A 14,305-nucleotide genomic window follows, 5' to 3' on the forward strand; every position below is an offset into this window, starting at 1 on the left:
GTCGCCGCCCTGTCCCCCGACCAGTGGGACGCCTGTGCGGGCACGGCCAACCCCTTCGTCTCCCACGCCTTCCTGACCGCGCTGGAGGAATCGGACAGCGTTGGCGGCCGCTCGGGCTGGACGCCCGCGCCGATCGTCATCGACGGCCCCGACGGCCAGCCTGCCGCGATCGCTCCCGCCTATCTGAAGGCGCATAGCCAGGGGGAATATGTCTTCGACCATGGCTGGGCCGATGCCTGGGAGCGCGCCGGGGGACGCTATTACCCCAAGCTCCAGATCGCCTCGCCCTTCTCGCCCGTACCGGGGCCCCGCCTTCTGCTCCGCGATCCCGCCCTCGCCCCCGCGCTGATCGCCGCGATCGAGGCGGTGACCGACCAGAATGAGCTGTCCTCCGCACACGTCACCTTCGTCGCGCCCGAACAGCTCCCGCATTTTGAGGCGGCGGGCTGGCTGATCCGCGAGGGGGTGCAGTTCCACTGGCGCAACGAAGGATATGGCAGCTTCGACGATTTCCTGAACGCGCTCGCTAGCCGCAAGCGCAAGGCGATCCGCAAGGAACGCGCCGCCGCCGTCGAGGGGCTGACCATCCGCCACCTGACCGGCGCGGACATCCTCCCCGACCATTGGGACGCCTTCTGGACCTTCTATCAGGACACCGGCAGCCGCAAATGGGGCCGCCCCTATCTGACCCGCGCCGCGTTCGACCGGATCGGCGAGCGGCTGGGCGACAAGGTGCTGCTGATCCTGGCGGAGCGCGACGGGGGGCCGATCGCGGGGGCGCTCAACCTGATCGGCGAGGACACGCTCTATGGCCGCTATTGGGGCGCTACCGAGGAGGTGCCCTTCCTCCATTTCGAGCTATGCTATTATCAGGCGATCGACGCCGCCATCGCGCGGGGTCTCTCGACGGTCGAGGCGGGGGCGCAGGGCGAGCATAAGCTGGCGCGCGGCTATATCCCGGTGCCGACCTGGTCGGCGCATTACATCCCCCACCCCGCCTTCCGCCGCGCCGTCGCCGAATTCGTGCAACGCGAACGAGAGGCGATCGCGGCGGAAAGTGACTATCTGGGCGAACTGACCCCGTTCCGCCGGGGGTAAAGGGGGAGCGGGCCGGTGCCGCTCGAAACTCGCTTACAGCGAGTTTGGACAACGACTCTTAATCGTCGTCCTTGCCGGGCGGCGTGCTGCGCCGGGCGGGCGGGGCGCGATGCTCGTCCTCGGGCGAGGGGCGACTCAACAGCTCATAGGCCGCCGGGTCGATGATCGGACGGCGATCGTCGATCCGATAGAGCACGTCGCGCCCCGACCGCCAGATCGGCGTCATCCCACGCGTCAGGCTTTCGTCGTAACGCGGCGGGTGGACGAGCCAGACATAGTCGAACGCATCGCGCGGCAGCAGCTTCAGCGCGGTATCGACCGGCCGCCACCACTGGCCCCGGCAGCGCCGCTGGGTCACGATCTCGGACGGGTCGTGCGCGAAGCGCTTGGCGGGGGCATAGCGCACGGTCAGCAACTGCCCGCCCGCCATCGACCATTGATCGTTGGCATAGGCCAGCTTGCGCTCCAGCGCGAGGCCCGCGACATGCTCCAATCGGCTCGACGGCCAGACATCGGCGCAATATTGGCGGCCCACGAAGGTCAGCAACCGCGCGCGCGGCGGAACATGGTCCAGCGCGGCGAGCACCCGGTCGTAATCGTTGCTGTACATCACATAGCTGACCGTGGTCGCCCCGATCCGCACCACGAAGAACAACAGGCCCACGACCGCCAGGGTCGAGGCCCCCCGCAGCGACAGCCCGCGCCGGGGCCGAAGCGCGATCAGCGCGATCGCCAGGACATAGGGGGCCAGGCGCATATCGGCATAGGCCGAGCCGAACACGATACGCGGCAACAGCAGATAGACGATGAAGAGGAACGCCGCCGACAGGACCAGATTGCGCGAATATTCGACCCGCTCGTCGCGCACGCCCTTGAGCAGGACGAGGAACAGCACCGTGACCGAGGCGAGGTCGAACAGCATCCAGCGGTCGCGCAGGACCATGGTGACCCAGTTGATCTTCCACCGCCAGTTGAACCAGTCGGTGGTCTGGCCGGTGACGTCCGCACCCGAGCGCCACACCACCATCAGCACCATCGGCAGCGCCAGCGGGATACAGCCGATCCCGGCATGAAAGGCCGAGACGATCCAGCCCTTTACCCCCTGCGCGCCCTTGGCCCGGTGGATATCGTGCTGGCGGATCAATTCGGCCGAAAAGGCGAGCACGCCCAGCACGCCCCAGCCGAAGGTGTGCGCGACCCACAATATGCAGGACAAGGGCACGAACAGGATCGCGCGCAACCGCACCGTGCCTAGCCGCCCCATGCGCAGCCACAGCGCGAACAGGTTCAGCGCCAGCGCCATCGCCAGCGCGAAATTCACGAAGCCGAACTGGAAGGGATAGCTATAGGCCAGCGGCAGCGCGAACAGCGCGGTGGCGGGAATCCGCCCCTGCACCTCGCGCGCGATCCAGAGCAGGCCGGTGACGGTCAGCACCGGGATCGCCATGACGATCAGCTTGACCGCGAGTTCGAGCCCGAAGATCGGCGCCAGCGGCTCGATCAGCAGGTCGATGCCCAGATTGCCGATCATCTGCCATTCGAAATGATACCAGTCGGCCAGCCAGGGCTGGTTGCCATATTCCAGCTGGACCCGGTAGCGCCCCATATGGCCCGGCAGGTCGACCAGCGGCGGCACCGTCGGCCAGATCAGCGGCAGCGCGGCGAGCAGCGCCATCGCCGCCACGAACCACCGCGTCTGCCACCAGTTGAGCTTTCCCCCATTCATGGCGCCAGTGCCTAGCGGACCGAAGGGGCGTCCGACAAGCATCGGTGGTGCCGAACGCGATAGACGGCGGAATCGCGGTCCGACCATGTCCGGATCAGGTCGGGCGACCGCGCCCGCCCCGCCGGAAAGCCGATCGTCCACACCGCATCGAACGAACAGCGATCGAAATCCCGAATCGCCGTGTCGATATTTACCCATCCCCCCTGGCTGCCGGGCGGGAAGGCCAGGCTGGAAGGGTCCCGGTCATAGGGGGCGGCGTCGGCGAGGCGGGGGCGGATCAGATGCTGGCCGGGCACGGACCATTGGGTGTTGGTGAACATGCGCCGCCGCGCGATCGCGATACCGGCGATATGCCACCGCCGGGGGCGGCCCCAACCGACTTCGCCCTGGGCATCGACCAGCACCAGCACCCGGCCGCCCGGCGGCAAGGCGTTCAGGGCCTGCCAGTCCCGCTCCTGCGCATTCGCGATCCGGGCGAAGGCGATGGTCGTGCCGATCAACCGGGCGACGAAAAAGCCGGTCGTCAGCGCCGCGATCCGGCCATGATTCCCGGCCGGGGCGATGCGGACCGACAGGATAGCCAGCATGACCGCCGGGGCCAGCATCCGCATGTCGAGATAGGCACCGCCCCGGAACACATAGGGCAGCACCAGGAATATCGCGAAACCGATGGCTGCCGGAACGGCCAATAGCGGCAGCATCGACAAGCGGCGCGACCGGATCACCGCATAGCCGAACAGCATCACGACGATCAGCGCGACGACATCCCAGACGAACCATTGCTCCTTGAACAGGGTCAGGACCCAACGGATCTTGTAGATCACATACCAGCCACCGCTATCACCGGCCACCCGGTCCCCGCCCGCTCGCAGCATCCAGAGAGCAGGCAGGGCCATCGGCGCGACGATCAGCCCGGCACGGGGAACCGCCTGCCGCCAGGTTCGCCCCGTTTCGGCCAGCCGCGCCGCCTCCATCGCGAAGGCATAGGTCAGCAGCAGCGCCCAGCCGAGCGCGTGGCACAGCCAGATCACCGGTGCGATCAACGCGAACAGGACGATCCGCCAGCCGCCCCCCCGCGTCCGCGCCAGATACAGCCACAACGCCAGGGCCAGCAGCACCAGTGCCTGCGCCAGACAGAAATTGACGAACCCCATCTGGAAGGACGGGCCATAGGCCAGCGGAAAGGCCAGCATCGCGGTGGCGGGTATCCGCCCATGCGCCGCCCGCGCCAACGCGATCATCCCCGCGACCGTCAGCGGCGGGATGACCAGCAGGACGAGCTTGGTCGCCGGTTCGATGTCGAGGCCGAAGACGCGGTGCAACGCCAGCACGATCGCCTCCACCCCCAGATTGCCGACCGCCGCCCAGTGCACGTCGTAATAGCGGCCCAGCGGCCCCCGCCCCGCCTCGGCCAGGATACGATAGCTGCCGATATGGTCGCCGATATCGTCCAGCGGTGCGACGCCCGGCCAGAGCAGGGGCACCGCCGACAGGATCACGCATGCCAAGAAAAAGAGGCGGGACTGCCACCACAGCCCCGCCCCGTCATATGTCATTCCGTCCCGTCGGTGGTCCATCATGGCTCGCCTGTCAGGACGGAGGTTTCGGATCAGATCTGGTCGCGGCGGCCCAGCAGGCGCAGGCGCAGCGCGTTGAGCTTGATGAAGCCCGCCGCGTCGCGCTGGTCATAGGCGCCCTGATCGTCCTCGAAGGTCACGACCTTTTCCGAATACAGGCTGTAGGGCGACTTGCGGCCGGTCACGATCGCCTGGCCCTTGTACAGCTTCAGGCGAACGGTGCCGGTCACCTTCTCCTGGCTGTAGTTGACGGCGGCTTGGAGCATCTCGCGCTCCGGCGAGAACCAGAAGCCGTTATAGACCAGCTCGGCATAACGCGGCGCCAGTTCGTCCTTCAGATGCGCGGCACCCCGGTCGAGCGTGATCTGCTCGATCCCGCGATGCGCCAGCGCATAGATGGTGCCGCCCGGCGTCTCGTACATGCCGCGGCTCTTCATCCCGACGAAGCGGTTCTCGACCAGGTCGAGACGGCCGATGCCATGCTTGCGGCCCAGCTCGTTCAGCTTGGTCAGCAGCGTGGCGGGCGAGCAGGCCTCGCCGTTCAGCGCGACGCCGTCGCCACGCTCGAAGTCGATGGTGATGGTCTCGGGCACATCCGGCGCGTCTTCCGGGTTGACGGTGCGCGAATAGACATAATCGGGGACCTCATCCCACGGATCCTCCAGCACCTTGCCCTCGGACGAGGTGTGCAGCAGATTCGCGTCGGTCGAGAAGGGCGCCTCGCCGCGCTTGTCCTTCGACACCGGAATCTGGTGCGCCTCGGCGAATTCGATCAGCTTGGTGCGGCTGGTCAGGTCCCACTCGCGCCAGGGCGCGATGACCTTGATGTCGGGGTTCAGCGCATAATAGCCCAGCTCGAAGCGGACCTGGTCGTTGCCCTTGCCGGTCGCGCCGTGGCTGACCGCGTCGGCGTTCACCATCTTCGCGATCTCGATCTGGCGCTTGGCAATCAGCGGCCGCGCGATCGAGGTGCCGAGCAGGTACAGCCCCTCGTACAGCGCATTGGCGCGCATCATCGGGAAGACGTAATCCTTCACGAACTCTTCGCGGAGATCGTCGATGAAGATGTGCTCCGGCTTCACGCCCGCCATCTCCGCCTTCTTGCGCGCGGGCTCCAGCTCTTCGCCCTGGCCCAGATCGGCGGTGAAGGTCACGACCTCGCAGCCATAATGCTGCTGCAGCCACTTCAGGATGACGCTGGTATCGAGGCCGCCCGAATAGGCGAGGACGACGCGCTTGATATCTTCGCTCACGGCAAAGTCCTTCGGAGAGGGGATGGATTTGCCTCGCGCCCTATGCGCTGTCGCGGCCCCACGCAACCTTCGCTTGGGTTCGTTCATTGCGGCGACAGCCAAAGGCCGTCAGGAGCGGCCGAGAAGTGCCTATCTGGAGTCCCGTGCATGACCCGTTTTCTCGTCGCCGGTCTGATCGCCGCCACGCTGACCGTCCCCGCGCTGGCGCAGCAGGACACCCGCGCCTCCGCCGCCGCGAAATTCTCGCGCGAGTTCAAGGCGCGCGACACCAATCACGACGGCGTGCTGACCAAGGCCGAGGTCAAGGCCGCGATCATGCGCATGGGCAATGGCCAGAAGAAGATCGACGACGTCCATGCCGGGCGCCTGGCCGACCTGTGGTTCGCCAAGGCCGATGCCAACAAGGACGGCAAGGTGACCGAGGCGGAGGCGCAGGCGCTGTTGTCGCGCACCTTCGACGAATATGAAGCGGCCAAGGCGGCCCAGCGCTCGCAACAACCGGCGGGCCCGGTGGCGGGGCCGAAGGGGCGGTAAGGCCCCTGCCCGGCGACAACCTTCTTCCCTCCCCTGTTCCACTTGCACCAAAGCTCCGTTCGCACTGAGCGAAGTCGAAGTGCATGTCCGGCGCTCTGCCACAAAGGCAATTCCCGTGGCCTTCGACTTCGCTCAGGCTGAACGGGGCTCAGGCTGAACGGGGGCAGGGCTCTGACCTTCGCCCTCCGCCACACAAAAAAAGGCCCGGTGCGTTGCCGCACCGGGCTTAGGTCGTCCGCAGGAGGAACCTCGTTGGGTGCGGGGGTTCGTATCGCCCCCGCTACCGATCAGTTGTAAGCGCGCTCGCCATGCTCGCCGAGGTCGAGGCCTTCCTGCTCGACTTCGGGGGCGACACGCAGGCCGGTGATCGCCTTGGCGACATACATGGCGATGACGGTGCCGATGGTGGCCCAGACGATGGTCGTGGCGACCGCGCCGAGCTGGACCAGCAGCTTGGAACTCATGACATAGTCCGCCGCACCCGGGCCGCCCAGCGAGGGGGCATAGACCACGGCGGTGCCGATCGCGCCGATCATGCCGCCGATGCCATGGACACCGAAGGCGTCGAGCGCATCGTCATAGCCGAGCTTGGGCTTGAGGACCGAGACGGCGTAGAAGCAGACCACGCTGGCGATGGCGCCGAGCACGATCGCGCCGAACGGACCCGAATTGCCCGCCGCCGGGGTGACCGCGACCAGACCCGCGATGATGCCCGAGCAGAAGCCCAGCGCCGAACCCTTATGCCCCGCCAGACGCTCGGCGAGCATCCAGAACAGGCCGCCCGAGGCCGTCGCGACGAAGGTGTTGATCATCGCCAGACCCGCCGAGCCATTGGCCTCCAGCGCCGAACCGGCGTTGAACCCGAACCAGCCGACCCACAGCAGGCCGGTGCCGACACCGGTCAGCGTCAGCGAGTGCGGAGGCATCGGCGTGGTCGGATAGCCCATGCGCTTGCCGAGGATCAGCGAGGCGACCAGCGCCGAGACGCCGGCGTTGATGTGCACCACGGTGCCGCCCGCGAAGTCGAGCGCGCCCGCCTTGAAGAACAGGCCCGAAGATGCCCACACCATGTGCGCGATCGGGAAATAGACGATGGTCAGCCACACGGCGACGAAGGCCATCACGGCCGAGAACTTCATCCGCTCGACGACCGAGCCCAGCACCAGCGCGGCGGTGATCGCGGCGAAGGTCATCTGGAAGCAGATGAAGACATATTCGGGGATTTCGACGCCGGCGGTGAAGGTCGCTGCCTGGCTGGCGGGCGTGACGCCCTTCAGGAACGCCTTGCCGAGGCCGGAGATGAAGTTGGACGCGCCCCCCGACACGTCCGGCCCGAAGGCCAGGCTATAGCCGTACATCACCCAGATCAGCATCGCGAGGCAGGCCGCCGCGCCGATCTGGGTCATGGTGGACAGCATGTTCTTCGCGCGGGTCAGGCCGCCATAGAACAGCGCCAGGCCCGGCAGGATCATCATCATGACCAGCACGGTCGAGGTGAGCATCCAGGCGGTATCGCCCTTGTCCACCGTCGCGGCGGGTGCGGCGGCGGCGGCTTCCTGTGCCCAGGCGGGCAGGGCGGCGAACAGCGTCAGGCCGAGGCCCGCCGCACCGGTCGCCAATTTGGTGACGTGCTTCATCGAAATCCCCCCTTGCTCAGAGTGCCGATTCGTCGGTTTCGCCGGTGCGGATGCGCACGGCCTGGCCGACATCGAGCATGAAGATCTTGCCGTCACCGATCGCGCCGGTGTTGGCGGCGGCCTGGATCGATTCGACGACGCGGTCGGCGATCTCGGACGCGCAGACGACCTCGATCTTGATCTTGGGCACCATGTTGGTGCTGTATTCGGCCCCGCGATAGATTTCGGTCTGGCCCTTCTGCCGCCCGAAACCCTTCACCTCGGTCACCGTCATGCCCGCCACGCCGAGCGTGGTCAGCGCTTCGCGCACCTCGTCGAGCTTGAACGGCTTGATGATAGCGATGATCAGCTTCACCTGCGCCCCCTTTGCGTTTCCCACGGGCAAGCTTCGCAAGGGGTGTGCCAGTTTACGTTTTCGTGACTTTACGGGGATATGATGATGCGGCGCGGCGTAATCGGCGCGCGAGCCTGCATCGGTTTTAGGCATAGGGGCAGATATGCCCGTTTTTTGGGCATCGATCCTCCCCGGGACGGGGAGGTGGCAGGGCGTCAGCCCTGACGGAGGGGGGCCTCCAATAAGGACACCCTTTGTGGCACGCCCCCTCCACCACCGCTTCGCGGCGGTCCCCCTCCCCGTGCCGGGGAGGAATTTGGATTACGCCGCCAGCGCGGTGCCGCCGACGGTCAGTCCCTCGACCAGCAGCGTCGGCTGGCCCACGCCCGCGGGCACGCTCTGGCCGCCCTTGCCGCACACGCCCACGCCCTCGTCCAGCGCGAAGTCGTTGCCGATGCCCTTCACCCGCGTCAGCACGCTCGGCCCGTCGCCGATCAGCGTCGCCCCCTTGATCGGCGCGCCCAGCCTGCCATTCTCGATCCGATAGGCCTCGGTGCAGGAAAAGACGAACTTGCCCGACACGATGTCGACCTGCCCGCCGCCGAACGACTTGGCGAAGATGCCGTTCTTGACCCGCGACAGCAGCTCGGCGGGGTCATCCTGCCCGCCCTTCATGAAGGTGTTGGTCATGCGCGGCATCGGCGCATGGGCAAAGCTCTCGCGGCGGCCGTTGCCGGTCGGCGCGACACCCATCAGCCGCGCGTTGAGCCGGTCCTGCATATAGCCCTTGAGGATGCCGTCCTCGATCAGCACGACCTCGCGCGTCGGCGTGCCTTCGTCATCGATCGACAGCGAGCCGCGCCGGTCGGCGAGGCTCCCGTCATCGACCACGGTCACGCCGGGGGCCGCGACCCGCTCGCCGATGCGCCCCGAAAAGGCCGAGGTGCCCTTGCGGTTGAAGTCGCCCTCAAGTCCGTGGCCGATCGCTTCGTGCAACAGCACGCCCGGCCAGCCGGGCCCGAGCAGCACGGTCATCTCTCCCGCCGGGGCGGCGACCGAGTCGAGATTGACCAAAGCCTGATTCAGCGCGACGTCGATCCCGCGTTCCCAGGTCTCGCGCGCGACCAGCCGGTCGTAGAGATAGCGCCCGCCGATGCCGAAACTGCCCGTCTCGCGCCGCCCCTTCTGCTCGACCACCACCGAGATGTTGAGCCGGACGAGCGGCCGGACATCGGTGGCGACGAAGCCGTCGGCGCGGACGATCTCGACCACGCTCCAGCTACCCGACAGGCCGACCGACACCTGCACCACCCGCGGATCGCGCGCGCGGGCGGCGGCGTCGATCGTCTGGCAGAGCGACACCTTCTCTGCAAAGGGGATCAGGTCGAGCGGATCGGTCGCGGTGTAGAGATGCCGGTTGGTCCCCTGCGGCGGGGGCGCGGCGGCGCCTTTCGCCGGGTCGATCAGCGCCATGGTCTGCGCGGCGCGCTGGATCGCGGCTTCGGACAGTTCGTTGGCGTGGGCGAAGGCGGTCATCTCGCCAGACACCGCCCGCAGGCCGAAGCCCGAATGGGTATCGTAGCTGGCCGTCTTCAGCCGCCCGTCGTCGAAGCCGAATGCTTCGGAACGCTTATATTGCAGGTAGAGTTCGCCATCGTCCGCGCGCGACAAGGCGCTGGCGGTGAGGCGCAGCGCGGCGTCGGGGTCCAGCGTGTCGCGGTACAGGAACGAGCGGGGATCGGTGGCGGTCATCTTGGGGATATAGGATGCCCGGCCGGGGTTTGAAATCTCCACTGACGGAAATCCCACCTTCTTCTCCCCTCCCGCAAGCGGGAGGGGCCGGGGGAGGGCAGGGAGTCTCACCGAGACCAACGCCCGTGGCTTTCCCTCCCCCATCCCCTCCCGCTTGCGGGAGGGGCGTGAGTCTCACTTAGCGCCCGGCGCCATCGCCATGGTCGGGAAGCTGCGACTGGTCGACTCCATCCGCCGGGCCGCCGATCAGCACGAAACGGCGATCGCAATATCCGCAATCGACATAGCCGGTCTCATCGATCTGCAACCACACACGCGGATGGCCGAGCGCGGCTCCGCCGGGGATGTCGGTGGCGCCGTCGCAGGCGACGCGGGTCTGGGTGACGCGGGTGGTTTCGGGCGGCGGCAACATAGTGCCGCGCGATAGCAAGGCGTGAAGCCCCGTGCAATTGCCGAAAACCGGCTTGGCCTGTCCGTCGTGCGGGCCTATCGCATGGCCCATGACCACTCCCACCGAAGCCGCCATCTCGATCCAAGGCATCGCCAAGACCTATCAGGGCGGCAAGCGCGCGCTCGACGGGGTCAGCTTCGACGTGCCGAGGGGGCAGATTTTCGGGCTGCTGGGGCCGAATGGCGCGGGCAAGTCGACGCTGATCAACATCCTGGCGGGCCTGGTCATGAAGACCGAAGGGTCGGCGTCGATCTGGGGCTTCGACATCGACCAGCATCCGCGCAACGCCAAGGCGTCGATCGGCATCGTCAATCAGGAGATATTGTTCGACCCCTTCTTCACGCCGCTGGAGACGCTGGAGATCCAGGGCGGGCTGTACGGCGTGCCCAAGGCCGAGCGCCGCTCGATGGAATTGCTGCGCGCGGTGCATCTGGAGGACAAGGCGAACGCCTATTCGCGCACCCTGTCGGGCGGCATGAAGCGGCGGCTGATGGTCGCCAAGGCCATGGTCCACTCGCCGCCGGTGCTGGTGCTCGACGAACCGACCGCGGGCGTCGATATCGAGCTTCGCCAGCAACTCTGGGCCTATGTCCGCCAGTTGAACGAACAGGGCGTGACGGTGGTGCTGACGACGCATTACCTCGAAGAGGCCGAGGAACTGTGCGACCGGATCGCGATCATCAACCATGGTCGCCTGGTCGCCAACGAACCGACCCGCGAACTGGTCGGCAAGGCGCAGGAAAAGGTGGTGGCGGTGACCGTCGACCGCGATGTGGGCGCGGTGCCAGACCATGCCAGCTTCGGCAAGATCGTGCTGAAGGGCTCGCGCACGCTCGAGATCACCTATGCCAAGGACAAGGTGAATGCGGGCCAGGTGCTGGCGGCGATCCAGGCCGACGGGTTCGGAATCGTCGACGTCTCGACCAAGGAAGCCGATCTGGAGGATGTGTTCCTGTCGCTGACGCGGAGTGTGGGGGTTTAAGGATTCCCTTGGGCTTCGACTTCGCTCAGCCTGAACGGGGTTTGGGATATTTTAGGTTCGCGCGGAGACGCGGAGAACGCGGAGGTGTTCGGTGCGCGGATAGCACATCCCTTACTTATGACGGCCTGTTGGGGCGGACTGTAGAACAAGCGGAGTGGTACACCTCCGCGTTCTCCGCGCCTCCGCGCGAACCAGTCTCTTCTTCCCAAACCACGTTCAGGCTGAACGAAGTCGAAGCCCACGCCCGGCGCTCCCCCAGAGCCCGACCTATCGCCGCTCCGCAGGCAAACGCTCCAGCACCCAGTCCTGATTCACCACGATGATCGACCGCACCGGTCGCCCATCGGCGTCGCGGGACGGGTCGTAACGGTATCGCTGCTCGATCAACCGACAGGTCGTCTCGTCCAAAGCGGCATTGCCGCTGCTGCGCGTCACGACGCAGCCGCTGACCCGGCCGTCGACATTGACGAAATAGCGGACCTGCACCGTGCCACTCGCCCCCGCATCGGCGGCGGCTTCGGGATAATCCGAATCCTTGATCCGTCCCTTGATCCGGCGCGGCGGTGTTTCGTCGCCATAGCCGTCGCCGTCCCCCGATCCGCCGCTGCCCGTGCCGTTGCCGATCCCGCCCGCGCCGGTGCCGGGGCCGGGCCTGTCCGAGGCGCCCTGGCTAGGGTCCGCGCCCGTCCCCGCGACCGGGGCCACGACGACGGGCGAGACGGGCGGCAGCACCACCATCGGCGGCGGTGCCACGACCTCGGTCGCCTGCGATCGGATATTGGGCGGTGCGGCGGCGCCGCGCGGGCGATGGGTTTCCACCTTCCTGGGCTGGACGCGCGGCGGCGGGGGCGGTGCCGGGGGCACGACATCGAAACTGTCGAGCGCCGGTGAAACCAGGGGCGGGACCGACGTGAAGCCCAGCCCCAGGATCAGGACATAGCCGCCCGCTCCCACGATCAGCCCCGTGGGGATCGCCGCGCGCAGACGGTCGCGCCAATCGGGCCGGGCCAGCGTCATGGGACGAAGGTGGGAAGGCCCACCGCCTCCGGCAAGCCGTTACCCCCTGTCCACCGCCCCCCGTCCGTGCCACAGGGCGTCCATGTCCCCCGCCACCGCGCCCGAAGGAGCCCGCGCATGACCGATTCCGATATCCTGATCGTCGGGTCGGGCGCGGCCGGGCTGACCGCGGCGCTGAACCTGGCCGACCGGTTCAAGGTGACGGTGCTGGCCAAGGGCAAGCTGAACGAGGGCTCGACCGCCTGGGCGCAGGGGGGAATCGCCGCCGTCCTCGAACCCGGCGACACGTTCGAAAGCCATATCGAGGATACGATGGTCGCGGGCGCAGGCTTGAACGACCGCGCCACCGTCGAGTTCGTCGTGGAGAACGCCCCCGCCGCCATCGAGCGGCTGCAAAAGCTGGGCGTCCCCTTCGCGACCGAGGGCAATATGCTCCATTTGACGCGCGAGGGCGGGCATTCGCATCGGCGGATCGTCCATGTCGCCGACGCGACCGGCTGGGCGGTCCTCGACGCGCTGCTCCGCGCCGCCGATGCGCATCCCAACATCACCATGGTGCCCGACCAGGTCGCGATCGACCTGGCGACCAGCCGCCACGAGATGCGCTATTCGGGCGCGGGCCATGTCTGGGGCATCTATGCCGTCGACCGGCGGACGGGCCGCGTGGTGCTGCACAAGGCGCGCGCGACGATCCTGGCGACCGGCGGGGCGGGCCGCACCTATCAGTTCTCGACCGCGCCCAAGGGGGCGACCGGCGACGGCATCGCCATGGCCTGGCGCGCGGGGGCGCGCGTCTCCAACATGGAATTCATGCAGTTCCACCCGACCTGCCTCTACAACACCCAGGTCAAGAACTTCCTGATCACCGAGGCGGTTCGCGGCGAAGGCGGGCACCTGAAGATCCCCGAGACCGGCCACCGCTTCATGCCCGATTTCGACTCCCGCGCCGAACTGGCGCCGCGCGACATCGTGGCGCGCGCGATCGACCATGAGATCAAGCGGCTGGGCCTGGACTATGTCCATCTCGACATCAGCCACCAGTCGCCCGCCTTTGTCCGCGAGCATTTCCCCAATATCCACGAAAAGCTGCTGTCGCTCGGCATCGACATGACGGTGCAGCCGATCCCGGTCGTCCCCGCGCAGCATTATACCTGCGGCGGCGTCATCGTGGACCGCGACGGCCGCACCGACCTGCCGGGATTGTACGCGGCGGGCGAGGTCACCCAGTCGGGCCTGCACGGGGCCAACCGGCTGGCGTCCAACTCGCTGCTCGAATGCTTCGTCTATGGCGAGGCGTGCGCCAACCATATCACGGCACATTGGGACGACCTGCCCCCGCCCCCCGACATCCGCCCCTGGGACGAAAGCCGCGTCACCGATTCGGACGAAGAGGTGGTCATCAAGCAGAACTGGACCGAAATCCGCCGCTTCATGTGGAATTATGTCGGCATCGTCCGCACCACCAAGCGGCTGGAGCGCGCGCAGCACCGCATCCGCATGCTAACCGACGAGATCAATGATTATTACGGCCATTTTCGCGTCACGCCCGACCTGATCGAACTGCGCAACCTGCTCCAGACCGCCGAGTTGATCGTCCGCTGTGCGTTGCATCGCAAGGAAAGCCGGGGGCTGCATTACACGCTGGATTATCCCCAGATGCAGGCCGAGGCGGTCGATACCATCCTGATCCCGTAACGCCCGGATTTGCGCGGGTTTCGCAGCTTGTCGCGCGCCGGCGACCGTTCATCGCAACCACCCGATCAAGGGATTTCGCGCAATCGGGCAGTGCGTAAGGATCGCCAAGTGCAGCGGGGTATGGCGGTGACGAAGCGTATATCGATCGGTTGGCGGCGCGGTGTATCCGCCGCGACCCTTCTTGTTTCCCTGGCCGGATGCGGCGCCGATACCCGGCCCGGCAGCACCGCCCATGCCCCCAGCGTGCCC

General features: G+C 67.2%; 12 protein-coding genes. 4 read left to right on the forward strand and 8 right to left on the reverse strand.

Features of this window, described 5'->3' with window-relative positions:
- Positions 1-1,098, forward strand: a 1,098-nt coding sequence (locus OXQ33_RS16790; RefSeq protein WP_267435858.1) for a GNAT family N-acetyltransferase, incomplete at its 5' end; no start/stop codon positions are given.
- A gap of 58 nt (positions 1,099-1,156) precedes the next feature.
- On the opposite strand, the gene OXQ33_RS16795 is transcribed toward OXQ33_RS16790, so the two are convergent.
- From OXQ33_RS16795 to OXQ33_RS16805, 3 genes are read right to left on the reverse strand one after another with little or no spacing between them, the layout of a single operon-like run.
- Positions 1,157-2,824: a hypothetical protein gene (locus OXQ33_RS16795; protein ID WP_267435860.1), complete on the reverse strand. Its 1,668-nt coding sequence runs from the start codon at positions 2,822-2,824 to the stop codon at positions 1,157-1,159.
- Positions 2,825-2,835: 11 nt separating this feature from the next.
- A complete protein-coding gene (locus OXQ33_RS16800) occupies positions 2,836-4,380 on the reverse strand; it encodes a hypothetical protein (RefSeq protein ID WP_267435862.1) in 1,545 nt (514 codons plus the stop codon).
- A gap of 53 nt (positions 4,381-4,433) precedes the next feature.
- Positions 4,434-5,654 carry an argininosuccinate synthase gene (locus OXQ33_RS16805; protein ID WP_056436153.1) on the reverse strand — a complete coding sequence of 407 codons (1,221 nt, stop codon included), beginning with the start codon at positions 5,652-5,654 and terminating at the stop codon, positions 4,434-4,436.
- A gap of 147 nt (positions 5,655-5,801) precedes the next feature.
- Between OXQ33_RS16805 and OXQ33_RS16810 the strand changes: the two genes are divergently transcribed.
- Positions 5,802-6,188: an EF-hand domain-containing protein gene (locus tag OXQ33_RS16810; protein WP_267435868.1), complete on the forward strand. Its 387-nt coding sequence runs from the start codon at positions 5,802-5,804 to the stop codon at positions 6,186-6,188.
- Positions 6,189-6,475: 287 nt separating this feature from the next.
- Here the strand turns inward: OXQ33_RS16810 and OXQ33_RS16815 are convergent, their stop codons facing one another.
- The 4 genes from OXQ33_RS16815 to OXQ33_RS16830 all read right to left on the reverse strand — a co-directional run bounded on the left by OXQ33_RS16815 (position 6,476) and on the right by OXQ33_RS16830 (position 10,323).
- Positions 6,476-7,825, reverse strand: coding sequence for an ammonium transporter (locus OXQ33_RS16815; protein ID WP_267435870.1), 1,350 nt, complete (start codon positions 7,823-7,825; stop codon positions 6,476-6,478).
- 16 nt (positions 7,826-7,841) lie between these two features.
- Complete coding sequence (locus OXQ33_RS16820; RefSeq protein WP_042488306.1) at positions 7,842-8,180, reverse strand: P-II family nitrogen regulator; 339 nt, start codon at positions 8,178-8,180, stop codon at positions 7,842-7,844.
- A gap of 300 nt (positions 8,181-8,480) precedes the next feature.
- Positions 8,481-9,911 carry a metalloprotease TldD gene (tldD, locus tag OXQ33_RS16825; protein ID WP_267435873.1) on the reverse strand — a complete coding sequence of 477 codons (1,431 nt, stop codon included), beginning with the start codon at positions 9,909-9,911 and terminating at the stop codon, positions 8,481-8,483.
- Between the two features lie 178 nt (positions 9,912-10,089).
- Positions 10,090-10,323 (reverse strand): zinc-finger domain-containing protein, encoded by a 234-nt coding sequence (locus tag OXQ33_RS16830; protein ID WP_267435881.1) that lies wholly within the window; start codon positions 10,321-10,323, stop codon positions 10,090-10,092.
- Positions 10,324-10,411: 88 nt separating this feature from the next.
- Between OXQ33_RS16830 and OXQ33_RS16835 the strand changes: the two genes are divergently transcribed.
- A complete protein-coding gene (locus OXQ33_RS16835; protein ID WP_267435875.1) occupies positions 10,412-11,344 on the forward strand; it encodes an ABC transporter ATP-binding protein in 933 nt (310 codons plus the stop codon).
- Between the two features lie 267 nt (positions 11,345-11,611).
- Here the strand turns inward: OXQ33_RS16835 and OXQ33_RS16840 are convergent, their stop codons facing one another.
- The gene (locus OXQ33_RS16840; RefSeq protein ID WP_267435877.1) at positions 11,612-12,361 is read right to left on the reverse strand and encodes an energy transducer TonB; all 750 of its coding nucleotides are present in this window, start codon (positions 12,359-12,361) and stop codon (positions 11,612-11,614) included.
- Between the two features lie 117 nt (positions 12,362-12,478).
- Between OXQ33_RS16840 and nadB the strand changes: the two genes are divergently transcribed.
- Complete coding sequence (gene nadB, locus OXQ33_RS16845; protein ID WP_267435879.1) at positions 12,479-14,056, forward strand: L-aspartate oxidase; 1,578 nt, start codon at positions 12,479-12,481, stop codon at positions 14,054-14,056.
- The last annotated feature ends 249 nt before the right edge of the window (positions 14,057-14,305 follow it).

The organism is Sphingomonas sp. GM_Shp_1 (genome assembly GCF_026540895.1).
Lineage (GTDB): Bacteria > Pseudomonadota > Alphaproteobacteria > Sphingomonadales > Sphingomonadaceae > Sphingomonas.

Excerpts from the sequence above, each read along its gene's own strand:
- OXQ33_RS16795 (WP_267435860.1), bottom strand. The coding sequence starts at position 2,824 with ATGAATGGGGGAAAGCTCAACTGGTGGCAGACGCGGTGGTTCGTGGCG.
- OXQ33_RS16800 (WP_267435862.1), bottom strand. The coding sequence starts at position 4,380 with ATGACATATGACGGGGCGGGGCTGTGGTGGCAGTCCCGCCTCTTTTTC.
- OXQ33_RS16810 (WP_267435868.1), top strand. The coding sequence starts at position 5,802 with ATGACCCGTTTTCTCGTCGCCGGTCTGATCGCCGCCACGCTGACCGTC.
- OXQ33_RS16815 (WP_267435870.1), bottom strand. The coding sequence starts at position 7,825 with ATGAAGCACGTCACCAAATTGGCGACCGGTGCGGCGGGCCTCGGCCTG.
- tldD (WP_267435873.1), bottom strand. The coding sequence starts at position 9,911 with ATGACCGCCACCGATCCCCGCTCGTTCCTGTACCGCGACACGCTGGAC.
- OXQ33_RS16830 (WP_267435881.1), bottom strand. The coding sequence starts at position 10,323 with ATGTTGCCGCCGCCCGAAACCACCCGCGTCACCCAGACCCGCGTCGCC.
- OXQ33_RS16835 (WP_267435875.1), top strand. The coding sequence starts at position 10,412 with ATGACCACTCCCACCGAAGCCGCCATCTCGATCCAAGGCATCGCCAAG.
- OXQ33_RS16840 (WP_267435877.1), bottom strand. The coding sequence starts at position 12,361 with ATGACGCTGGCCCGGCCCGATTGGCGCGACCGTCTGCGCGCGGCGATC.
- nadB (WP_267435879.1), top strand. The coding sequence starts at position 12,479 with ATGACCGATTCCGATATCCTGATCGTCGGGTCGGGCGCGGCCGGGCTG.